The 21,894-nt window shown below is 69.0% G+C and carries 16 protein-coding genes and 1 pseudogene; 12 read left to right on the plus strand and 5 right to left on the minus strand.

Going from position 1 to position 21,894, the window contains the following annotated elements; all coding sequences use genetic code 11:
- Window positions 1–59 precede the first annotated feature (59 nt).
- The 3 genes from RZ1_RS11060 to RZ1_RS11070 all read left to right on the plus strand — a co-directional run bounded on the left by RZ1_RS11060 (window position 60) and on the right by RZ1_RS11070 (window position 5,379).
- A complete protein-coding gene (locus RZ1_RS11060; RefSeq protein ID WP_072812046.1) occupies window positions 60–3,488 on the plus strand; it encodes a bifunctional proline dehydrogenase/L-glutamate gamma-semialdehyde dehydrogenase in 3,429 nt (1,142 codons plus the stop codon).
- Window positions 3,489–3,554: 66 nt separating this feature from the next.
- On the plus strand, window positions 3,555–3,935 hold the full coding sequence (locus tag RZ1_RS11065) for a hypothetical protein (protein ID WP_072811801.1): 381 nt from the start codon (window positions 3,555–3,557) through the stop codon (window positions 3,933–3,935).
- A gap of 160 nt (window positions 3,936–4,095) precedes the next feature.
- Window positions 4,096–5,379: a PucR family transcriptional regulator gene (locus RZ1_RS11070; protein ID WP_072811803.1), complete on the plus strand. Its 1,284-nt coding sequence runs from the start codon at window positions 4,096–4,098 to the stop codon at window positions 5,377–5,379.
- Here the strand turns inward: RZ1_RS11070 and RZ1_RS11075 are convergent.
- Window positions 5,369–6,976 carry a hypothetical protein gene (locus RZ1_RS11075; protein WP_072811805.1) on the minus strand — a complete coding sequence of 536 codons (1,608 nt, stop codon included), beginning with the start codon at window positions 6,974–6,976 and terminating at the stop codon, window positions 5,369–5,371. The genes RZ1_RS11070 and RZ1_RS11075 overlap by 11 nt on opposite strands.
- Before the next feature lie 65 nt (window positions 6,977–7,041).
- Between RZ1_RS11075 and RZ1_RS11080 the strand changes: the two genes are divergently transcribed.
- The 3 genes from RZ1_RS11080 (at window position 7,042) to aroD (ending at window position 9,872) form a co-directional block, all read left to right on the plus strand.
- Window positions 7,042–7,410, plus strand: a complete 369-nt coding sequence (locus RZ1_RS11080; RefSeq protein ID WP_072811807.1) for a hypothetical protein — start codon at window positions 7,042–7,044, stop codon at window positions 7,408–7,410.
- Between the two features lie 984 nt (window positions 7,411–8,394).
- Window positions 8,395–8,934, plus strand: a complete 540-nt coding sequence (locus RZ1_RS11085) for an SRPBCC domain-containing protein (protein ID WP_072811809.1) — start codon at window positions 8,395–8,397, stop codon at window positions 8,932–8,934.
- A 152-nt stretch (window positions 8,935–9,086) separates the two neighbouring features.
- A complete protein-coding gene (aroD, locus tag RZ1_RS11090) occupies window positions 9,087–9,872 on the plus strand; it encodes a type I 3-dehydroquinate dehydratase (RefSeq protein ID WP_072811811.1) in 786 nt (261 codons plus the stop codon).
- Window positions 9,873–9,881: 9 nt separating this feature from the next.
- Here the strand turns inward: aroD and RZ1_RS11095 are convergent, their stop codons facing one another.
- Entirely contained in the window at window positions 9,882–10,799 is a 918-nt protein-coding gene (locus RZ1_RS11095; protein ID WP_238071963.1) for an alpha/beta fold hydrolase, read from the minus strand.
- A 246-nt stretch (window positions 10,800–11,045) separates the two neighbouring features.
- Between RZ1_RS11095 and RZ1_RS11100 the strand changes: the two genes are divergently transcribed.
- The gene (locus RZ1_RS11100) at window positions 11,046–11,822 is read left to right on the plus strand and encodes a VOC family protein (RefSeq protein ID WP_072811813.1); all 777 of its coding nucleotides are present in this window, start codon (window positions 11,046–11,048) and stop codon (window positions 11,820–11,822) included.
- A gap of 3 nt (window positions 11,823–11,825) precedes the next feature.
- Here the strand turns inward: RZ1_RS11100 and RZ1_RS11105 are convergent, their stop codons facing one another.
- Window positions 11,826–12,443: a TetR/AcrR family transcriptional regulator gene (locus tag RZ1_RS11105; protein ID WP_072811815.1), complete on the minus strand. Its 618-nt coding sequence runs from the start codon at window positions 12,441–12,443 to the stop codon at window positions 11,826–11,828.
- Window positions 12,444–12,533: 90 nt separating this feature from the next.
- On the opposite strand from RZ1_RS11105, the gene RZ1_RS11110 reads away from it, so the two are divergent.
- On the plus strand, window positions 12,534–13,880 hold the full coding sequence (locus tag RZ1_RS11110) for a cytochrome P450 (protein ID WP_072811817.1): 1,347 nt from the start codon (window positions 12,534–12,536) through the stop codon (window positions 13,878–13,880).
- 89 nt (window positions 13,881–13,969) lie between these two features.
- Window positions 13,970–16,087 carry a thiamine pyrophosphate-dependent enzyme gene (locus RZ1_RS11115; protein ID WP_072811819.1) on the plus strand — a complete coding sequence of 706 codons (2,118 nt, stop codon included), beginning with the start codon at window positions 13,970–13,972 and terminating at the stop codon, window positions 16,085–16,087.
- A 16-nt stretch (window positions 16,088–16,103) separates the two neighbouring features.
- Here the strand turns inward: RZ1_RS11115 and RZ1_RS11120 are convergent.
- Both RZ1_RS11120 and RZ1_RS11125 read right to left on the minus strand, forming a co-directional pair.
- Window positions 16,104–16,937: pseudogene (locus RZ1_RS11120) on the minus strand (HNH endonuclease family protein); the annotation flags it as partial.
- Window positions 16,938–17,960 (minus strand): beta-ketoacyl-ACP synthase III, encoded by a 1,023-nt coding sequence (locus RZ1_RS11125; protein WP_072811821.1) that lies wholly within the window; start codon window positions 17,958–17,960, stop codon window positions 16,938–16,940.
- Between the two features lie 254 nt (window positions 17,961–18,214).
- Here RZ1_RS11125 and RZ1_RS11130 point away from each other — a divergent pair, with 254 nt between their 5' ends.
- From RZ1_RS11130 to RZ1_RS11140, 3 genes are all read left to right on the plus strand, one after another.
- Window positions 18,215–19,279: a glycoside hydrolase family 183 protein gene (locus RZ1_RS11130; RefSeq protein ID WP_371306597.1), complete on the plus strand. Its 1,065-nt coding sequence runs from the start codon at window positions 18,215–18,217 to the stop codon at window positions 19,277–19,279.
- 17 nt (window positions 19,280–19,296) lie between these two features.
- The gene (locus tag RZ1_RS11135; RefSeq protein WP_072811825.1) at window positions 19,297–19,905 is read left to right on the plus strand and encodes a class I SAM-dependent methyltransferase; all 609 of its coding nucleotides are present in this window, start codon (window positions 19,297–19,299) and stop codon (window positions 19,903–19,905) included.
- A gap of 96 nt (window positions 19,906–20,001) precedes the next feature.
- The gene (locus RZ1_RS11140) at window positions 20,002–21,837 is read left to right on the plus strand and encodes an acyl-CoA dehydrogenase (protein ID WP_072811827.1); all 1,836 of its coding nucleotides are present in this window, start codon (window positions 20,002–20,004) and stop codon (window positions 21,835–21,837) included.
- The last annotated feature ends 57 nt before the right edge of the window (window positions 21,838–21,894 follow it).

The following is a 21,894-nucleotide window of genomic DNA, read 5'->3' on the forward strand; positions in this document are numbered from 1 at the left end:
GATGTGTGACGTGAACGCGCGTGCTTGCGGCCACAATGGTGCTGGATGTGGAGGTGGCGATGACCGACAGCACGCACGATCCCCGAATCCACGGCGGGTCGCTCGCCGACGATACCGTCGCCCTGGTGCGACGGTGGATCGCCGAGGCCGCGACGATCCCGCCGGGCCGCGGCGCCGAACAGCTCGCCGCGGTCCTGAAGGACCCGCACGGCCTCGAGTTCACGGTCGCGTTCATCGACGGGGTGATCCGGCCCGAAGATCCGCGGGTCGCCGCGCGCAACCTCGCCGGCCTGGCCCGCGACCTTCCCGCTTTCCTGCCCGCGCACCTGCGGACCGCGATCCGGGTCGGCGGCACGCTCGGTCCCGCGCTGCCGCACGTCGTGGTGCCCGCGGCGCGGCGGGCGCTGCGGGCGATGGTCGGGCATCTCGTCGTCGACGCGACCGATGCGCGGCTCGGGCGCGCGATCGCCCGGCTGCGTCACGACGGGGTGCGGCTGAACCTGAATCTGCTCGGGGAGGCGGTGCTCGGGGAACGCGAGGCCGCTCGCCGGCTCGACGGCACCCGCACGCTGCTGGCCCGCGACGACGTGGACTACGTGTCGATCAAAGTGTCCGCGGCGGTCGCGCCGCATTCGCCGTGGGCGTTCGACGAGGCGGTCGCCGACGTCGTCGAGCGGCTGGTGCCGCTGTACCACCTGGCCGCGACCTCCCGTTCCCCGAAGTTCGTGAATCTGGACATGGAGGAGTACCGCGACCTGGATCTGACGATCGCGGTGTTCACGACGATCCTGGACCGGCCGGAGTTCAGGCATCTGGAGGCGGGCATCGTCCTGCAGGCGTATCTGCCGGATTCGCTGGCGGCGATGATGCAGTTGCAGGACTGGTCCGCGGCGCGGCGGGCGCGTGGCGGCGCGCCGATCAAGGTGCGGGTCGTCAAGGGTGCGAACCTTCCGATGGAACGTGTCGAGGCGTCGCTGCACGACTGGCCGCCCGCGACGTGGGGTTCCAAACAGCAGACGGACACGCACTACAAGCGCCTGCTGGACTATGCGTTCGAGCCGGACCGCATCGCCAATGTGCGGATCGGCGTCGCGGGCCACAACCTGTTCGACGTCGCGCACGCATGGCTGCTCGCCGGGCGGCGCGACGTGCGCGACGGCGTCGACGTGGAGATGCTGCTCGGAATGGCGCACAGTCAGGCGGAGGTGGTGCGCCGCCACGTCGGCGGGATCCTGCTGTACACGCCCGTGGTGCATCCGGGCGAGTTCGACGTCGCGATCGCGTATCTGGTGCGGCGGCTCGAGGAAGGTGCGGGGCAGGACAACTTCATGTCGGCGGTGTTCGCGTTGCACGACGACGAGTCGTTGTTCGACCGCGAGAAGCAGCGGTTCCTCGCGTCGCTGGCGGATGTCGACGGCACCGTTCCGAGACCGAACCGCACCCAGAACCGGCTGGTGGGTCCGCTCGAACCGCCCGGGCCGGGGTTCGCGAACACCGCCGACACCGATCCGTCGCTGCCCGCGAACCGCACGTGGGGCCGGCAGATCCTCGGACGCGCGGCCGCGTCGCGGCTGGGGGTGGACACGATCGCGTCGAATACGGTGCGCACGGCCCGACAGCTCGACGACCTGCTCGCGAACACTGCCGCACACGGCCGCGGGTGGGGCCGGCGCTCGGGCGCCGAGCGTGCGGCCGTTCTCGAACAGGTCGCGCACGAGCTCGAATGCCGGCGCGGCGAGCTCGTCGAGGTGATGGTCGCCGAGGCCGGCAAGACCCTGGATCAGGCCGATCCGGAGGTGTCCGAGGCGATCGACTTCGCCCGCTGGTACGCCGATCGGGCGCGGGAACTCGACACCGTCGACGGCGCCCGGTTCGTGCCGTCCGCGCTGACGGTGGTGACCCCGCCGTGGAACTTCCCGGTCGCGATCCCGGCCGGGTCGACGCTCGCGGCGCTGGCCGCCGGCTCGGCGGTGGTGCTCAAACCGGCGGCGCTGACGGCCCGCTGCGGCGCGGTGCTGGCCGAGGCACTGTGGGCGGCGGGGGTGCCCCGCGACGTTCTGCATCTCGTGCAACTCGCCGACCGTGAGCTGGGCCGGTTGTTGATCGCGGACCCGCGCGTGGACCGGGTGGTGCTCACCGGCGCCTTCGAGACGGCCGAGCTGTTCCGGTCGTTCCGGCCCGATCTGCCGTTGCTCGCCGAGACCAGCGGCAAGAACGCGATCGTGGTGACGCCGAGCGCCGATCTGGATCTGGCGGTGCGCGACATCGTGCAGTCGGCGTTCGGGCACGCGGGACAGAAGTGCTCGGCGGCGTCGCTGGTGATCCTGGTCGGGTCGGTCGCGTCGTCGCGCCGGTTCCGCAACCAGCTCGTCGACGCGGTGACGTCGCTGCCGGTCGGCCGCGCCGACGATCCGCGCACCCGGATGGGGCCGCTCGTCGAACCCGCACACGGCAAGCTGCTCGACGCGCTCACCACCGTGGATGCGGGGGAATCGTGGCTCGTCGCCCCGCGGCGTCTCGACGAGTCAGGGCAGCTGTGGAGCCCGGGCATCCGGACCGGTGTGCGACGCGGTTCGCGCACCCACCTCACCGAGTTCTTCGGGCCGGTGCTGAGCATCATGACGGCCCGTGACCTCGACGAGGCGATCGCGATCCAGAACCAGGTGGAGTTCGGGCTGACGGCGGGGCTGCACAGTCTCGACACCGGGGAGGTCGCGCGGTGGCTGAACGGGGTGGAGGCCGGGAATCTGTACGTCAACCGGGGTATCACGGGGGCGATCGTGCGCCGTCAGCCGTTCGGAGGCTGGAAACGGTCGGCGGTCGGTGCCGGGTTCAAGGCCGGTGGGCCGAACTACCTGGTCGGTTTCGGGGCATGGGAACCGGCGCGGCACAGCCCGATCGACGAGCCCGTGGACGGCGCCCCGGCGCGTCTGCTCGACGCCGCCGGGCTGTCGGAGGCCGAACGTGATTTCCTGCGCCGGTCGTTCGCGAGCGACGCCCGCGCGTGGCGCACCGAGTTCTCCCGCGCACTCGACGTGAGTGCGTTGTCCGCCGAACGCAATGTGTTCCGGTACCGCCGGGTGCGGGTGCACGTCCGGCTCGGCGCGCGCGGAACACCGGTCGAGTTGCTGCGGGTGCTGGGCGCCGCCGCCCGGTGCGGCGCACCCGTCGACGTGTCCACCACCGCACCGCTCTCCCACGACATCACGCGCGTGCTGGGAACTTTCGCGACCACACTGGCAATCGAATCGGAGGTGGCGTGGCGGAACCGGATCGGCAGGCCCGCCCCGGACCGTATCCGGTTGATCGGCGGCGACAATCGCGCACTCGCCGAAAACCTGGACGGCCGTGCCGGAACGGCTGTGTACGCCGACCGGGTCACCGAGTCCGGCCGCCTCGAGATGCTGCCGTTCCTGCGGGAGCAGTCGGTCACGGTCACCGCGCACCGCTTCGGGACACCGAATCATCTCACCGACGAAATCCTCTGACGCCGTTTCAAGATCGGTTACACCGAACCGGTCGGATCGCGGCGGCAGGTGCGGTGCAATAGGAACATGAACATCGCCGAAACCCCACCCACCGAACGCCGCCGGAAGGCCCTCGCTGCCGTGAAGGAGCTCGGACCCCAACGCACCGAACAAGCGGTCCTGAAGGTGCGATGTCCGGCCAGCCACACCGTCGCCGCGGTCTACAAGACGACCGAAGGTCCGGTGGTGGTCTCGGCCAGCGGTCCCGGTGGGCGCGGGTCACGCGACCGGGAAGCGACCGGCCACCACGGCGACAAGCTCGATTCGGAATTCGTCGATACCCTGGAGGCGACCCAGTTCGAGGACGATGTCATCCCCGCCGGATGCGCGTGCGGGCCGCGCACCCTTTCCCGTAAGAAGCTGCAGGACGCGGTCGCCTCGCACACCCACATCGTGAATCTGACCTGACACCGCCCTACCTCCCCTCGCAACCCGGAGACAGTCGCATACGCCCCGCGCGGCCGGCACCCGGTCCGGCGGCTCCGAGCGGTGCGGGCGCCGAGCGGGTAGATTCGAAGGCCGCGCCGGTCGCGGCGCGCCACGCGATTCGATACTGGGAGGCCGCCCGATGACGTCGGTTTTCGTCGACTGGTCCGACCAAGAGCAACAGGACGCGGCCCGGTACATCGCCGACGCCGTGGTGGCGCGCCGTAAGACGTTCATCGACGAACTCACGGAGATGACTGCCGCCGAGATTCCCGAGATCGCCAGCACCGAGAGCGACCGCGCGTTGCTGGCGGGCAGCATCGCAGAGAACACCACGGTGCTGATGACGGCACTGATCGGCGGCGCCGATCCGTCGACGGTCGAGCCCCCACCCGAGGCGCTCGCATTCGCACGGGCACTGGCCCGCCGGGGCGCGTCGATCGCGCATCTGTTGCGCGCCTACCGGATCGGCCAGGCCCGGTTCACCAGCATGTGCCTGGATGTCGCCGACGACGCGGCCCCGGCCGACAACAGGGTCGCGTTGCGCGCTGCGGTCAACAAGACCGCCGCGTTCATCGATCACATCTCCGAGCGCGTCACCATCGCCTACGAAGACGAACGGGAACGGTGGATCACCAGCCGCACCGGATTGACCCAGAACTGGATCACCCAGGTGCTCACCGGCGCGGTGACCGATGCCGCGCAGGCCGGCGCCGCACTCGACTATCCGCTCGACGGCATGCACCTGGCACTGGCGCTGTGGATTCCGGAGACGGAACGGTCCTCCTGCCCCGATGTCGCAACGGCGGTGCATCGACTGCTCGCCGAGGTCTCACCGGGAGCGGCCACGCTCGCGGTGCACACCGACCCGCTCGCGATGAACGCGTGGCTTGCCTTGCGCGGCAGTGCAGCCGACGTGATCGAGCGCCTGCGGACCGCAATCGGTGCGGCCGACGTGCCGCTCCGCGTCGCGGTCGGACTACCGGGAAGCGGTATCGACGGGTTCCGGGCCGGGCATCGGCAGGCGGCCGCCGTCAAGGCGCTGGCGGGTACCGCCGTGCCGGAGGCTCCGGTGCTGGTGTCGTACGCGGAGATCGCCCCGGTCGCGATGCTCACCGGGGATCTCGCGGAGATGCGCAGTTTCGTCACCGGCACACTGGGCCCGCTCGCCGAGGACACCGACCGCACCGCCGAACTGCGCGAAACCCTGCGCGTGCACCTGTCCTGCAATCGCAGCCCGGCGACCACCGCGTCACGGATGAATCTGCACCGCAACACGATCCGATATCGGATTCAGCAGGCCACGGAGGACCTCGGCCGAGATCTCGAGGACATCGACCCGTTCCGGCTCGCCGCCGCCCTCGAAATCTGCCGGTGGTACGGGCACCGCGTCCTGACGCCACGCCGGACCGCTGTCACAGCCTGATGCTCAGGGTCCGGCGGGCCAGGTCGGCAACTTCGTCGGCCCAGCTCAGGATCGACATCGTCGAGTCGATGTTCTGCGGTGGTGTCCGAATCAGGGTGTCGCGGCGGATGAGCCGTTCCCAGTCGACGGTGATCGGCCCGGTCCGCACCTCACCGCTCGGGTGCCGGAACTCGACGCCGGCGTGCGCCATGATCGTCATGATCTCCTGCGCGAGGATCCCGTAGCCGACCGTCGTCGGATGCACCCCGTCGAGGGAGAAGAAGCCGCCGGTGGCCCGGCCCCCGCGACCGTCCGCGGTGAGGAACCGCGAATCGGGCACCGGATCGAGCGCGGCCAGCGCGGCGGGCAGCGGGTAGGGCGTCCACCACGCGGGGCGCGCCTGCACATCGTCGATGTAGCGGCGCAACGCGAGCCGTTCGAGCAGACCACACACGTCGAGGAGATGCCAATCCCGCACCGGGCCGGACGTTCCCGCGCGGGCGTCGGCGACGGTGCGGGAGATGGTGGTGTTGTAGAGGTCGATCGCCGCATCGACGACGGCGGCCTGCGCACCGGTGATGTTCGGGTCGCGGGTCGCGTCGAAATGCCGCTCGTCGATCCACGGCCGCGTGTAGTACGGGAAGTACCGCGAGCCGGGTTCGACCTTCGTGCCCAGGCCGCGCGCGATCGGTGCGATCGTGACGTGCGGAATCGTGCACCAGACGACGTGGCGCGCGGAGATGCGTTCGACCTGCGCCACCACCTCGGCGAACTCGGCGTCGAAATGCTCGGGACGCCAGATCGTGTACGCACCCTTCCTCGCGAGGTCGCGGAAGTCCGGTCCGCTCCACTGCACCCGCAGGTCGGTGACGGTGCCGAGCACATTGTTGGAACCGAGGAACACCACGAGGGTTTCGATGCCGCTCTCGGTGGTGCCGTCGTGGTCCTCGCCGAGCGCGAAAGCGGCGTCGAACAGGGTCATCGTCCGCTGCGGCGGCGCCCAGTGCGGATACACGTGCAGCGCCGCGCGGTCGCCGTTGTTCTGCACGACCTGATCCAGGAAATCGTCGCCGGGTGTGTCGATCGCGTCCGCGCAGGTTTGCGCGGTCCGGCTCAGCGCGTCGCGCAGATCCCAGCCGAAGCAGGACAGATTGTGCTGGTAGGCCGCGACGACCGGGGTGGTCGCGCCGGGCCCCCGTTCCCAGTAGTCCTCGACCTCGTCCATGAAGGAACGCACCGCGAACAGCGCGAGCGGCACCTCCCACGGCTGCAGCGACGACCCGAACCGGTCGTCGAGGCGGCGCAGCATCAGTTCGATGTTCAGCGGCAGCCCGCCCGGTCCCCCGTAGCGGGGGTACCGGAAGGTGCGGAGCACTCCGAGTTCGTGCGCGACGATCGCCGGAACCGAGAGGTCGGTGTGGAAGACCGCGCCGCTCTGGAAGCCCTGCAACAGCGAGTCGCCGAGCGCCACGATGCGATGCGGTGGTGTGCCACGCGTCTCGGGTTCGACGGCGATTCCGAGCGTGGAATCGAACTCGGGCAACCGTGGTTCCTTCGTCGCTTGCGCCGCAACATCTCTCGGAGTCCCCTGCGGAATCTCCCGCGTCTGTGCCGGCATCGCTCGCCCTTTCGGACCGGAGGTGGCTCCCTCGAGCGTGAGCCGTCGGCCCGGCGTTGTCAACGATGTCGCATGATGGAACCGGTGCCCCCCGAGAGCAAGGAGCAGAGTTGGACACTCCCGATTTCGCGCACACCGACCAGGCCGCGAAGAATCGTCGCGAGAAGACGCTGGCGCTGGCGCGTTTCGCGTGGGATCGCGGCATCACCGGCGCCGAACTGCTCGCGATGACCGACGACTACCGCCGCCGCCTGGCGCGGGAGGCGGGCGCGCACCCGCCGCGCACGATGGAGACCTGGAACGGCGTCGCCGCACTGCTCGACGACAAGACGGCTTGGGCGCTCGGCCATCCGGATCATCCGGCGGCCGAGCGCGCCCACCCGGACGAGAAGATCATGTGGGTGAAGCCGCCGGTGCGACCGTGGTTCGAGTGAGCGGCCCGTCGGAGACGGTGGCCCGCGCTCGGCGACGGACTCGAGTTCGGTGGGCAGCCCGACGGTGAAGCAGGAATATCCTCCCGGTCGAGGGTAATCGGGGTGCGACGACCCCGGCATCGGGCGGCACCTGCGGGTGTGCCCGGCGTTTCCCCCACCGGCCGCGCGGGAACTCCGATGCGAGGAGGTGGCGCGCAGCCGGCGACGCGCTACGTACGGCTGGTGCGCGTCCGGAGGCAGCAACACCCGCCGGCACCGCGCCCACTCCGTGACAAATGACCGAATTGCGTTGGCGGCATTGACTTTTCGAATTCTGCAAAAATGATCTCAGGTCGGGATCGTCGAGAGTGCAGGAGGATCTCGTGTCTGCCGCAACCGACCTGGGGCCCGCGTTCGGCGCGTTCCTGAAGTGGCTGAGTGTGACATTCGGCCTGGGTATCGGGTTGAGCTGAGCACGCCGATCCGGGCCCCGGCGTGCCGGCAACAGCGCCGGTAGCGCCGAGGACAGGTTTTGCACGTCCTGCAACGCGGGCGGGGGCTGCGCTGCAGGACGTGGCGCGCGTCGCTCCGTCGGTTCCCGCACCACGGCGACATCTCGGGTCAAGGCGACATTCCGGCTGAGGAGTGCGACGAAAAGAATGCAGGTGACCGACCCCCGTACTCACCTGGCCTATACCGGGTGAGGAGAAGCCAGGCTTCTCCGAAGGCCGGTCACACCCCGAATTCTACTCCCACCCACTTTCCAGCCCGGTTGCCTGCGCACACCGGCAGGCCGGAATGCGATCCAGCCTCAGCGGTGTCCCCGCCGCGGGCCGCGACCGGTGCGACGGTCTTCTGTGTGTCCGGCGGATCTGCGGCTCCGGGTACCGGCGGATACCTCGATCGCCGCGGCGAGTTCACCCGTCCGACCTCGCGGAACGGGTAGAATCAGGCACGCGGTTTTCTTCACCGACAACGTTTTCCGGCGACGAGGAGCACCGTCCGATGGCGATTCGCGACTACCGGCCGAGCCCCCTTCAGTCCGCCGTGGTGATCGATGCGGGCGACCAGTGGACCCTCGTGTTCACCCGCGACTTTCCGCAGTCCCCGGACGTGGTGTGGGGCGCGCTCACCGATCCGACGCAGGTCGTGCAGTGGGCGCCGTACCGGCCCGAACGCCATCTCGGCACCGTCGGACCGGCCACGCTGATCGTCGTCGACGGCGACGACGCCACCGAGTTCGACGGCACCGTCGTCGCCGCGGGGATTCCCCACGTGCTCGAACACCGGTGGGACGAGGACTGGCTACGGTGGGAAATCACCCCCCGCCCCGGCGGCGGATGCACACTGACGCTGCAGCACACCGTCACCGGGCCGGACACCTCGGCACAGCTCGCCGCGGGCTGGCACATGTGTCTCGACGTCGCGCAGGAGATGATGGAGCACCGCTCCGCCGGACCGATCGTCGGGCGCGACGCCCTCGAGCACGGCTGGACCGAACTGTACGAGGCATACAGCAAACGCCTCGGCGGCGACGGGGGCTGACCCGCGCCCGGCGGCACGCATCCGGGCACAGCCCACCTTTCCGGGCGCTCATCCGTGCGTTTTTCCGAGCGAATGTACCGTTCGTTCGGTTGAAGGAGACGAACGGTACATTCGCTCGAACAGGGTGCCGGAGTCGACGACGGGAGTCAGCAATGGGTGACAGGGCGATCACGCCGGTCCGCGTCAAGGACGTCACGATCGGTGAGGGCACACCCAAGATCATCGTGCCGATCACCGGGCGCACCCCCGGCGAACTGCGCACCCAGGTCGAGGCCCTGACCGGCGTCGACGTCGACCTCGTCGAATGGCGGACGGACTTCTACGACACGATCACCGATACCGCGAGCGTCGTCGCGCAGGCCCGCGACCTCGCCGGCCAGTTCGCCGGAATCCCGCTGCTCGCCACCTGCCGCACCCGGCACGAGGGCGGCGAGGCCGATCTGACGGACGAGGCGTACGCCGATCTCAACGTCGCGGTCGCCGAGTCCGGGGCCGTCGATCTCGTCGACGTCGAATACCGGCGCGACCGCACCGCCGTGGACCGGATCGTCGGAGCCGCGCACGCACGGAAGGTCGCGGTGGTCGCGTCGAACCATGATTTCGCGGGCACCCCCGCGAAGGACGAGATCGTCGCGCGGCTGGTCGCGATGCAGGACCTGGGCGCCGACATCTGCAAGATCGCGGTGATGCCGCACGACGCCGCCGACGTGCTGACCCTGCTCGACGCGACCCGCACGATGCACGAAGAATTCGCCGACCGCCCGATCGTCACGATGGCGATGGGCGGGCTCGGTGTGGTCTCCCGCCTGGCCGGTCAGGTATTCGGATCGGCCGCGACGTTCGGGATGGTGGGCACGGCGTCGGCGCCCGGGCAGGTCGGTGCCGCCGACCTGAAGGTCGCGCTCACCCTGCTCGACCGCGCGCTCGCCACGGGGTGACGGATCCCATCACCGGGGAGTGCCGGTGGTGCCGTCCCAGATGTCCAGCAGCGACTGCAGGATCTCCTCCGAGACACCGAGGCCGCCGAGGTGGCTCTCCCCCCGCAGGTGGTGGAACTGGGCGTCGGGCAGCCGATCGACCATGTGCAGGCCGTGCTCGAACGGAATGATGTGGTCGGTGTCGCCGTGCCACCAGCGCACCGGCGTCCTGACGTCGGACACCCGGAAACCCCAGTCGCGGGCGAAGACCACGACGTCGGCGAAGGGCGCGGCCATCTGTTTGCGGCTGCCGTTGAGCAGGTCGTCAAGGAACATCGCCTTGAACTCGGGGCGGGCCAGCAGTCGGCGGTCCGCTTCCGGTGACATCCGGCCGTACAGGTCGATGATCGGTGATCCGAGCGGGCGGACCAGCCTGATCAGCGAACTCAGCACGACTCCCGCGGGCACCCCGCCGACCTCGAGCAGCGGTGCGACGAACGTGCCCAGCTTCATCAGACCGCCGTCGATGGCATCAGGGCCGACGACGGGCGCGACCCCGCCGAGCACGCCCGCGGCAACGACCCGATCGGCCATCGCATACGCCGCGGCCAGTGTGTACGGGCCGCCACCGGACAGACCGACGACCGCCATCCGGTCCACTCCGAGCGTGTCGGCGACTATCTGCAGGTCGTCGGTGAATGCGAGGACGTTCTCGTAGCGGTGCGGGGTGGACGAACCGATTCCGGGGCGGTCGATGCCGATCAGCCGGACGTTCTTGCGTTCGGCGAAAGCCCTGGCTTCGACGGGAATCTGCCGACGCGCGCCGGGTGTGCCGTGCAGCCAGAACACCGCGCGGCCCTGCGCGGACCCGAACTCGGCAAAACCGATCCGGCGCCCCCGCCCCACCGCGACGGTCCCCTCCAATTTCGGACGTGCGACGTCAACCATGCGCGCCAGCATCGCACACATTCCCTGTCGCTCCGCTCGCCTCAGATGTGACCGGGATCACTTCCACCGCGGGGTTCGATCTGCGCTTCACCCGAACCTGTCGGCCCCCGCAGGTACCGTGATTCCCGCACGACCGGAACACCTCGCACGATGCCGATTCCTCGGCGATGCCGGTTCCTCGGCAACGCCGATCGGTCAGCTACGCCGATTCCTCAGCAAACCAGCCCAGGAACACAGGAGACCGTCATGCCCGAACATCAGCCCCGGACCGGCGCACCCGGCTGGGTCGATCTCACCAGCTCCGACCCGAAACACGTCATCCCGTTCTATCGCGAACTCTTCGGCTGGCAGGCCGACACGAACGAGGACCCGCAGTACGGCGGATACACCATCTTCAGCCACCGCGGCGCACCCGTCGCCGGTCTCGGTCCCCAGCAGCCGGGCAACCCGTACGGCAACATTTGGACGGTCTACCTGGACTCCGACGACGCCGATGTCACCGCACGAAAGGCCGGGGAGGCCGGCGGGCAGGTCCTGATGCCTGCGATGAAGGTCGGCGACCAGGGAACCATGGCGATCCTCGCCGACCCGGCCGGTGCCGTGATCGGCGTGTGGCAGGCCGATCAGCATCACGGATTCGGGTTCGACAGCGAACCCGGCGCGCCGGTGTGGTTCGAGGCGATGTCGCGCAACTACGCCGCGTCTCTCTCCTTCTATCGAGACGTGTTCGGCTGGGATTGTCAGCCGATGAGCGATTCCGGCGACTTCCGGTACTCGACCGGCAAGGTCGGGGGCGAGGACATCGCCGGGATCATGGACGCGTCCGGCTTCCTTCCCGACGGTGTGCCGTCGTTCTGGCAGTTCTATATCGGTGTCGAGGACGCCGACGCGGCCTCGGCGGCCGTGACGCGGCTCGGGGGCACCGTCGAACGCGAGGCCGAGGACACCCCGTTCGGCCGGCTCGCCACGATCAGCGATCCCCTCGGCGCGCGCCTGCAGATCAATCAGGCCCCGCCTGCGTAGCGGTCACCGGTGCGCCGTGACCAGGTAGTGGCGGGTCGCGGCGTCGACGATCTGCTCGGGGGTCACGTCGACCTCGCCGCGCAGCCATGCCGTCATCACCTCGGCGAGGCCACCGACGAACAGCAGCGCCGACACCTCGTCGTGCGGCGGCTGCAACGCGCTCTCGCCCCACAGTTCCCGCGACTCCTGCGCGACGAGGTGCGCGAACTGCCGGAGCAGTGCGCGGCGCCGGGTGCGTAGCGGTTCCGTCGCGGCGGATTCGACGACGGCGATACGGCCCTTGCGCGGGTCGTCGGTGAGCACCGCCACGAATGCCGCGATCGCGGCCCTGGCCCGCTCTTCGGGACTGTGCTCGGTCTCGGCGAGGGCAGCCAGGGCGCGGTCGCGGATGTCGCCGGCGATCCGCTCGACGACACACACGAGCAACTCGTCGCGGCCCGCGAAACTCTCGTAGAAGTAGCGTTCGGTGAGGCCCGCCTCCTGGCAGATGGCCGTCATCGTGGCCTTCGTGTCCCCCTCACCGCCGAAGACGGTCAGGCCCGCCTCGAGCAGGCGTTCGCGACGGTCTGCCGCGCGTTCTTCCGCGCTGCGACCGCGGTATTGGCGGGTGGGTCGGCTCATTCTCGAATCTTGACAGATCCACGCATGTGATCCACGCTACAGTCAAGTGACAGGGACTCCTGTCAGATGGACCCCACCGAGGGAGATCTCATGACGAAGGTGCTTGCCGACCCACCGCCCGGACTGACCGCGGTCCCCGGCGACGGCGGCCTGCCGTACGTGGGCTATGCGCTGGACTACATGCGCGACCCGATCGGCGCGTACGACCGCCGCTACCACGAACACGGCCCGGTCTCGTGGTTCCGGTTCGCGGGCAATCCGTGGGTTGTCCTGCTCGGCCCCGACGCGTGCGGCGCCGCGTTGCAGAACCGCGACCGCGCCCTGGCCAACGGACCGGGCTGGCGGGTGCTCATCGGCCCGTTCTTCGACCGCGGCCTGATGCTGCTCGACGGCGACGAACACGCCGCGCACCGGCGAATCCTGCAGCAGGCGTTCACCCGCGACCGGCTGGCCCGATACACCGAAGCGTTGCATCCGGCCGTCGAGCAGGGGCTCGAATCCTGGTCTCCGCAATCGGGTTTCCGCGCCTATCCGGCGCTGAAGGAGCTCACCCTCGGGATCGCGACGTCGCTCTTCATGGGGGGCGCGGAGGGGTCGTCGGCCGCCGAGATGGCCGAGGTCAACAAATCGTTCATCGGATGCGTCCAGGCCGCGACCGCGCTCGTGCGCTACCCGCTGCCCGGCACCCGCTGGCGGCGCGGCGTCGTCGGGCGTCGACGCCTCGAGGAGTTCTTCCGCCGCTATCTGCCCGCCCGCCGCGCCGGCGACGGCGACGACCTGTTCACCGCCCTGTGTCACGTCGAATCCGACGACGGGCAACGCTTCACCGACGACGACGTGGTCAACCACATGATCTTCCTGATGATGGCCGCGCACGACACCTCCACCATCACCCTGTCGACGGCCGTGCAGTATCTCGGGCAGTTCCCGCAGTGGCAGCAGGCGTGCCGCGACGAATCGGAGGCACTCGGCACCACCACACCCACGCTGGACCAGCTCGAGCAGCTCACGAGCCTGGATCTGGTCATCAAGGAATGCCAACGGCTGGTCACTCCGGTGCCGGGGATCGTGCGGCGCGCGGTGGCGGACACCGAGATCCTCGGTCACTACATTCCCCGCGGAACACTGATCAACGTCGGCCTGCACTACACCCACCACATGGCCGAATTGTGGCCCGATCCCGAACGATTCGATCCGGAACGGTTCTCCCCCGAACGACGCGAGGACCGCGTCCACAAGTACGCGTGGTCGCCGTTCGGCGGCGGCGCGCACCGCTGCCTCGGCATGTACTTCTCGAGCGCGGAGATCAAGACGGTCCTGCACCACCTGCTGCTCGGCTACCACTGGCACGTGCCCGCCGACTATGTCGCGCCGATGAACTTCACGTCCCTGCCGTTCCCGTCGGACGGGCAGCCGATCGATCTGCACCGACGTTGAGCGCCGCACCGACCTCGGGCGCCACTGCGGGGAGCACCGGGTAACCGGAAAACGGTCCGCGGGACGTCCCGAGGGCGTACGACGGAGGGATGCCGGCAGAACCGCTCGACGATCATTTCACCGCGATCGTGCAGGCGCGGGTACCCGACGTCCGGCACCGCCCCGACCGCCGGGTGAGCGACGACGTGCTGCTGCGGTACTTCGACGCCCAGCTGCAATCACGGCACCTCGATTTCGCGGCCCGCGACCTGCAGCGGCGCGGCGAGGGTTTCTACACGATCGGTTCGGCCGGGCACGAGTCGAACGCGGCCCCGGGCCTGGCCGCGCGCGTCACCGATCCGGCGCTGTTGCACTACCGATCGGGCGGGTTCTACGCGGCCCGCGCGTCGCTGGTGCCCGGCAGCACCCCGATCCGGGATGTGCTGGCCGGATGCGCCGCGTCGACACTGGATCCGATCTCCGGCGGCCGCCACAAGGTGTTCGGGAACGCGGCCCTGAACATCCTGCCGCAGACGTCGACGATCGCCTCGCATCTGCCGCGGGCGGTGGGACTCGCCCTCGCCCTGACGTGGACGGCACGTCTGGGCGTCGACTGTCCGTGGCCGGCGGATTCGGTGGTGTTGTGCAGTTTCGGGGATGCGTCGGCGAATCACTCCACCGCGGTCGGTGCGCTCAACGCGGCGGCGTATCTCACCCATCGCAGATTGCCGCTGCCGATCCTGTTCGTCTGCGAAGACAACGGATTCGGCATCAGCGTGCGCAGCCCGGCCGGGTGGGTCGAGCGGACCCTCGGGTCGTATCCGGGGGTCGGCTACCGGGAGGCGGACGGGTCCGATCCCGTCGACGCGCTCACCGCGGCATCCGAAATGCTTGTGTCCGTTCGCACCTCGCGTGCACCGGCGATCCTGCACCTGAAGACGGTCCGGTATCTCGGGCACGCCGGATCGGATGCCGAGCCGGCCTACCGCACCCCCGCGGACATCGCCGGGGACTACGCACGCGACCCGCTGCTCGGCACCGCACGCGAACTCGTGGACCGCCGGATCCTCTCCCCCGCCGAACTCCTCGAACGATACGAACGGTCGCGGCGCGCTGTGGCGGATGTCGTGGTCGGCCTAGGTTCCCCTCCCAGAATGACGTCGGTCGCGGAGGTCGTGCGGCCGCTCCATACGCACGGCCACCCGCAGATCCCGGGCGATCCGGACCCGATACCGCGGGACCCGCTCACCCTGGCGCAGGCGGTCGGCCGCGCGCTGGACAACATCCTCGCGCAGGTCCCGCAGGCGTGCGTGTTCGGGGAGGACGTCGCAGTCAAGGGCGGTGTCTACGGCGTGACCCGCGCGCTGGCACGACGATTCGGTCCGCTGCGCGTGTTCGACACCCTGCTCGACGAGCAGACGATTCTCGGAACCGCCCTCGGATTCGCGGTCGCCGGGCTGCTGCCGATTCCGGAGATCCAATATCTCGCCTATCTGCACAACGCGGAGGACCAGCTGCGCGGGGAAGCCGCGACGCTGAAATTCTTCTCCGACGGCAGCTACCGCAATCCCATGGTGGTGCGCATCGCCGGCCTGGCCTATCAGCGCGGTTTCGGCGGGCACTTCCACAATGACAATTCCCTCGCGGTGCTGCGCGACATCCCGGGACTGACGGTCGCGGTGCCGAGCCGGCCCGCCCACGCCGGGGCCCTGCTGCGCTCGTGCTTCGAGCTGGCCCGCAGCACCGGACGGGTGTGCGTGTTCGTCGAACCGATCGCGCTGTACCACGAGCGGGATCTCTACGAGGACGGCGACGGCCTGTGGGCGCAGGTACCGGCTCCGGAGGCGGTGCAGCCCGGGGAGGTACGGACGTACGGCGACGGCACCGACGCGCTGCTGGTGACGTTCGGCAACGGGGTCCGCATGAGCCTGCGCGCCGCGCACCGGGTCGCCGCGCGCGGGCTCGACGTCACCGTTCTGGATCTGCAATGGATCGCCCCACTGCCCGCCGCGTCGCTGGTGGCGCACGCCGAACGGTTCCCGCGGGTGCTGGTGGTCGACGAGACCCGCCGCAGCGGCGGGGTTTCCGAGGGCGTGGTGACCGCGTTGACCGACGCCGGGTACACCGGCCGAATCCAGCGCATCACCAGCCGTGACAGCTTCGTACCGCTGGGGCCGGCGGCCTCGACGGTGCTGCTGTCCGAGGACGACATCGCCGGTGCGTTGTAGCCGTGCGGGCGCGTCAGCAGTCGGACAGGACCCGGGTCATCGCGTCGTGTTCCTCCGGGGTGACCCACAGTCCGTACGCGGCCTTCACCTCGATCTGCCGGGACACGTAGGTGCACTGGTACGCGCGGTTCGGCGGCAGCCACGTCGCGGCGTCCGCGTCCCCCTTGCCCTGGTTGGTCGGGCCGTCGACGGCCTGCAGGTTGCGGGGGTCGTTCGCGAGGTTGCGGCGGGTCTGCTCGTCGAGTTGCCGAGCACCCTTCTGCCACGCATCCGACAGCGCGACGACGTGATCGATCTGCACCGCCGCCGACGTGTCGGTGCCGCGCCGGAAGAAGATCGTCCGGCCCGTGTACACGTCGTTGAGCGTGCCCGTGCGGACCGTGCAGTCGCGGGTCGCGGGAACCAGCGAGATGTCGATCAGATCGCGCTTGAGGATGTCGTTGCGGGTGTCGCAGCCGTTGCGGCCCAGGGCAACGGTCACGTCGTCGGTCCAGGCGCTGCCGAACAGGGCGCGGTCGTAGCCGGTCTTCGGGGCACGCCCCTTGACCGGCAATGTCGCGAGCGTCGCCAGAGCCGGTGAGACGGCGGACCCCGGGGCGGCCGTAGTCGGCGTCGCGGACGGACGCCACGTCGGCGCCGCCGAACTTTCACCGGACCGCCAGGTGGGTGTCACCGGCCCCGTAGGTGTGGGCGTCCACGATCGTGGCGCCGAGGTGAGCCCCTCGGCCGTGAGCGCATCGGATTCGTCGCGCCCACCGGGAGCGAGCGCGACGAATGCGACGACGATCAGGACCGCGAGGCCGACGATCCACAGCCATCGCCGCGGCGACGGCCGGTCGGCCGGGGACACCTACTGGGCCAGACGCGGCATCTTCACGACCTGGCCCGCGTAGGACAGGCCGGCCCCGAAGGCGAGCAGCAGCGCGGTGTCGCCTTCCTTCACCTGGCCGGTGCGCAGCATCTTCTCCATCGCGAGCGGGATCGATGCGGCGGAGGTGTTGCCGGTCTCGATGATGTCGTCCGCGACCGCGACGGTGTCGGGAAGCTCGAGCTGCTTGACGATGACGTCGTTGATGCGCAGGTTCGCCTGGTGCGGAACGAATGCGTCGAGGTCGGTGACCGCGACCCCGGCCTTGTCGGCGATCTGGCGCGCGAACTTGCTCATCTCGAACGCCGCCCACCGGAACACCGCGGTGCCCTCCATGATGATCCACGGACGCTTCTGGTCCGGGTTCTGGGCGAAGTCGACCCAATCCGGCTCCTGGCGGATCGCGTTGCCCTGCGCGCCGTCCGAACCCCACACGGTCGGTCCGATGCCGACCTCATCGGACGGTCCGACGACGACGGCGCCGGCGCCGTCACCGAAGATGAAGCGCACGGAGCGATCGGTGGGTTCGGTGGTGTCGCTCATCCGCTCGACACCGACGACCAGGACGTGCTCGGCGGTACCTGCCCGGACGAGGTCCGAGGCGACACCGAGCGCGTAGCAGAAGCCCGCGCAGCCGGCGGAGATGTCGAGAGCGCCGGCACCGCCGGTGCCGAGTCGATCGGCGACGGTCGCCGCGCACTGGGGCGTCTGCATCGGGTAGGTCGAGGTCGCCACGATGACGGTGTCGATCTGCGCCCCCGAAAGGCGAGCCGCCTCGAGCGCCTTGGCACCCGCCGAGACCGCCATGTCGGCCACGGATTCCTCCGGGTGGGCCTTGGCGAAGCGCCGCGACTTGATGCCGGACCGCGACTGGATCCACTCGTCGCTCGAGTCGATCAGCTCGCAGATCTCCGCGTTGGTGACGACACGCTCGGGGCGGTGCACGCCCAGCCCGAGCAACGCGGTGTTCCGCAACGGGGCGGGACCGGCAATCTGTGCACCCATCAGGCGAACTCCTCTTCTTCGGGCACTGCGTGTCAGTGCACGACAACTTCAATACGGTAACGCGTGTCAGAATTGTGCCCGGGGTCACCTTCCCTGTGGTAGGCCCACACGTCCCGATCACAAGATCGAGAAGTTCCCAGGATTGCCTCGCAATCCGGGCACGGCACCTGCTAGCGTCCGGCGCTGTGCATCTGTTCGGGGGAAGTATTCGAAGGTCGATCCGATTCGGCGTCGCGGCTGCCACGGCCACCGCGTTGGCGCTGCCGTTGATTCCGGCGGTCGCGTCCGCCAATCCCAACGCAATCAACCCGATCCCGGGGCTGAACGGCGTGAACGGCGTGCCTCAGCTCGGCGGACGGGCCCGGGCGGTGGCGCAGCAGACCGGCATTCTCAGTGAGAACCGGACACAGGACCTGAATGTGCTCGGCACCGACCTCGGAATCATGTGGGACAACGGCCGCGGCGAGATCCTCACGGCGTTCGGCGACACCGCAGGTCTCGGCCTGCCCAACCTGCTCTCGGGCAGCCTGTGGGCGTGGCGGAGCAACGTGCTGTTCCGCAGCAACGACCGCGACCTCGCCGACGGCATGAACTTCAGCAGCGCCGCGACCGACGTCTTCGGCCAGGCCAAGGAGCTGGTCCCGAGCCCGAAGATCCCGTTCATCGAGATCAGCCGGATTCCCACGGCGGGAGTCGCCGTCGGCGACACCCAGTATCTGAGTGCCATGTCGGTGAAGAACTGGGGTCCGGCCGGAACCTGGGAGACCAACTACTCCGGGTTGATCTTCTCGAACGACAACGGCGAGAACTGGGCGGCAGCCCCGGAGACGGCACGCCCGAGCGAGGGCGGCAACCGCAACTTCCAGATGAGCGCGTTCCTGAAGCGCGGCGGCTTCGTCTACCAGTACGGCACGCCCCCCGGCCGTGGGGGCCTCGTGCATCTGGCGCGCGTCCCCGAGTCACAGATCCGCGATCTCGGTGCCTACGAATACTGGGACGGCGGCGCCTGGGTGCGCGACGTGAACGCGGCGCGCCCGCTCATGGGTGACGGCGTCGCCGAACTGTCGGTGCAGTGGAACGACTACCTCGGCCAGTTCCTGATGCTCACCACCGACACGCACAACTCGGTCGTCATGCGCCGCTCGCCGTCGGTGACGGGACCGTGGAGCGCGCCGGAGGTCATCGTCGACACCCGTGAACTCCCGAGCGCGTACGGCGCGTACATCCATCCGTGGTCGTCCGGCCCGGATCTGTACTTCCTGACCACCGTGCATCAGAACTACAACGTGTTGTTGATGCACACGACCCTGCACCGCTGACGCGCTACCGTGCCCGCATGGAGGCACGGGATTGGGACGAACGGTACGCGGCGGCGGACATGGTGTGGGGTGCGCCGCCGAACCCCGTCGTCGTCGAGTTCACCGCGGCACTGCCTCAGGGGCGAGCACTGGATCTGGCGTGCGGTGAGGGCAGGCACTCGCTGTGGCTCGCCACCCGCGGTTGGGAGGTCGACGGCGTCGACTTCTCCGGCGTCGCGATCGAGAAGGCCCGGCGGATCGCCGCGCAGGCACCCAAGCGCAGCCGTGATCGGCTGCGTTACATTCGCGCGGATGTGACCCGGGACGCTTTCGACGGTGAATATGATCTGATTCTCGCCGTATTCCTCCACCTCGTTGCACCACAGCGCGCAACCGTGATCGACAATGCGATCAATTCCCTGAAACCTGATGGAATCCTCATATTTCTGGGACACGATTCGACCAATCCCACGCTGGGCACCGGAGGCCCACAGGACCCCGAAATTCTTTACACCCCAGCAGATATCGTGAACGAAATCGGCGGGAGACTGGAAATTGTCACCGCCGAAAGGCGAGCCCGGGAAACCGATTCGGGAACCGCCGTCGACGCCCTTGTCGTCGCCCGGAAATCCGCCCTTGGCAGTTAGTTGCCCGGCGAGTAACATAGAGATGTTACCGACGAGTAATAAGCTTGGGCGGTACTTGACATCACAGCTCGACCGCACCGCACTGGGAGACACAGAATGGGCCACTACAAGAGCAACCTCCGTGACCTCGAGTTCAATCTCTTCGAGGTCCTGAAGATCCAAACGCTCCTCGAGGCCGGCAAGTTCGGCGATCTCGACGAGGACACCGCTCGGGGCATCCTGGCAGAGGTCAAGGCCCTCGCCGAGGGTCCGGCCGCCGAAGCCTTCGCCGACACCGACCGCAATCCCCCTGTGTTCGACCCCGAGACCCACTCGGTCTCCCTTCCGGAAGGCTTCAAGAAGGCGTTCCGCGCCTGGTGGGATGCCGGCTACTGGTCGATGGGCATCCCGGAGGCGATCGGCGGCACCGAAGCCCCGCGCTCGCTGCTGTGGGCCACCAACGAATTGATGCTGGGCGCGCAGCCGGCGGCCTTCATGTACGCCGCGGGCCCCGCCTTCGCCGGTGTCCTCTACGAGAACGGCACCGAGGAGCAGAAGCAGTGGGCGGCCACCTGCGTCGAGCGCGGCTGGGGCTCCACCATGGTCCTGACCGAGCCCGACGCGGGCTCCGACGTCGGCGCCGGCCGCACCAAGGCGGTCCGGCAGGACGACGGCTCCTGGCACATCGAGGGCGTCAAGCGGTTCATCACCTCCGCCGACTCCGACGACCTGTTCGAGAACATCTTCCACCTGGTCCTGGCCCGTCCCGAGGGCGGCAAGCCGGGCACCAAGGGCCTGTCGCTGTTCTTCGTCCCGAAGTTCCACTTCGACTTCGAGAAGAACGAGCTCGGCGAGCGCAACGGCGTGTTCGTCACCAATGTCGAGCACAAGATGGGCCTCAAGGCCTCCGCGACCTGTGAGGTCACCTTCGGCGGCCACGGTGTCCCCGCCAAGGGCTGGCTCGTCGGCGAGATCCACGACGGCATCGCGCAGATGTTCGACGTCATCGAGCACGCCCGCATGATGGTCGGCACCAAGGCCATCTCCACGCTGTCCACCGGCTACCTCAACGCCCTCGACTACGCCAAGGAACGCGTGCAGGGCTCCGACATCACGCAGATGGCGGACAAGACCGCACCGCGCGTGACGATCACCCACCACCCGGACGTCCGCCGCTCGCTGGCGATGCAGAAGGCATACGCCGAGGGCCTGCGCGCCGTGTACCTGTACACCGCCGCTCACCAGGACATCGTTGTCGCCGAGCAGGTTTCCGGTGCCGACGCGGACCTCGCGCACCGCATCAACGATCTGCTGCTGCCGATCGTCAAGGGCTGCGGCTCGGAGCGCGCCTACCAGTACCTGACGGATTCGTTGCAGACGCTCGGTGGCTCGGGCTTCCTGCAGGACTACCCGATCGAGCAGTACATCCGGGACTCGAAGATCGACTCGCTGTACGAGGGCACCACCGCCATCCAGGCGCAGGACTTCTTCTTCCGCAAGATCGCCCGTGACCGCGGCGTCGCCCTGGCGCACGTCGCCGGCCAGATCAAGCAGTTCCTCGACTCGGATTCGGCCGACGAGCGCCTCAAGTCCGAGCGCGCCCTGCTGGCCACCGCGCTCGAGGACGTGCAGGCCATGACCGCGACCCTCACCGGTTTCCTCATGGGCGCTCAGGAGCAGCCGAAGGAGCTCTACAAGGTCGGCCTCGGCTCGGTGCGTTACCTGCTCGCGTTCGGCGACCTGCTCATCGGCTGGCTGCTGCTGCAGCACGCCGAGATCGCCCTCGCCGCACTGGATGCCGGCGCGGACGCCAAGGATGTTCCGTTCTACGCGGGCAAGGTCGGGATCGCGTCGTTCTTCGCCAAGAACGTGCTGCCCGAGCTGACCGCTTCGCGCGGCATCATCGCCAATGTCGACACCGACATCATGGAGCTCGACGAAGCGGCGTTCTGATCGAGCCGCCCGGGGCCGACAGGCCCCGGCAGGGTTGACAGGCAGTGACCCCCATCG

It is taken from the genome of Rhodococcus zopfii NBRC 100606 = JCM 9919, from assembly GCF_001895025.1.
Taxonomy (GTDB): Bacteria; Actinomycetota; Actinomycetes; order Mycobacteriales; family Mycobacteriaceae; genus Rhodococcus; species Rhodococcus zopfii.

Coding starts and splice junctions, on each gene's coding strand:
- aroD (WP_072811811.1), top strand. CDS start 9,087: ATGGGTGACAGGGCGATCACGCCGGTCCGCGTCAAGGACGTCACGATC.
- RZ1_RS11110 (WP_072811817.1), top strand. CDS start 12,534: ATGACGAAGGTGCTTGCCGACCCACCGCCCGGACTGACCGCGGTCCCC.
- RZ1_RS11070 (WP_072811803.1), top strand. CDS start 4,096: ATGACGTCGGTTTTCGTCGACTGGTCCGACCAAGAGCAACAGGACGCG.
- RZ1_RS11080 (WP_072811807.1), top strand. CDS start 7,042: ATGTCGCATGATGGAACCGGTGCCCCCCGAGAGCAAGGAGCAGAGTTG.
- RZ1_RS11140 (WP_072811827.1), top strand. CDS start 20,002: ATGGGCCACTACAAGAGCAACCTCCGTGACCTCGAGTTCAATCTCTTC.
- RZ1_RS11135 (WP_072811825.1), top strand. CDS start 19,297: ATGGAGGCACGGGATTGGGACGAACGGTACGCGGCGGCGGACATGGTG.
- RZ1_RS11105 (WP_072811815.1), bottom strand. CDS start 12,443: ATGAGCCGACCCACCCGCCAATACCGCGGTCGCAGCGCGGAAGAACGC.
- RZ1_RS11060 (WP_072812046.1), top strand. CDS start 60: ATGACCGACAGCACGCACGATCCCCGAATCCACGGCGGGTCGCTCGCC.
- RZ1_RS11075 (WP_072811805.1), bottom strand. CDS start 6,976: ATGCCGGCACAGACGCGGGAGATTCCGCAGGGGACTCCGAGAGATGTT.
- RZ1_RS11115 (WP_072811819.1), top strand. CDS start 13,970: ATGCCGGCAGAACCGCTCGACGATCATTTCACCGCGATCGTGCAGGCG.
- RZ1_RS11125 (WP_072811821.1), bottom strand. CDS start 17,960: ATGGGTGCACAGATTGCCGGTCCCGCCCCGTTGCGGAACACCGCGTTG.
- RZ1_RS11085 (WP_072811809.1), top strand. CDS start 8,395: ATGGCGATTCGCGACTACCGGCCGAGCCCCCTTCAGTCCGCCGTGGTG.
- RZ1_RS11095 (WP_238071963.1), bottom strand. CDS start 10,799: ATGGTTGACGTCGCACGTCCGAAATTGGAGGGGACCGTCGCGGTGGGG.
- RZ1_RS11065 (WP_072811801.1), top strand. CDS start 3,555: ATGAACATCGCCGAAACCCCACCCACCGAACGCCGCCGGAAGGCCCTC.
- RZ1_RS11100 (WP_072811813.1), top strand. CDS start 11,046: ATGCCCGAACATCAGCCCCGGACCGGCGCACCCGGCTGGGTCGATCTC.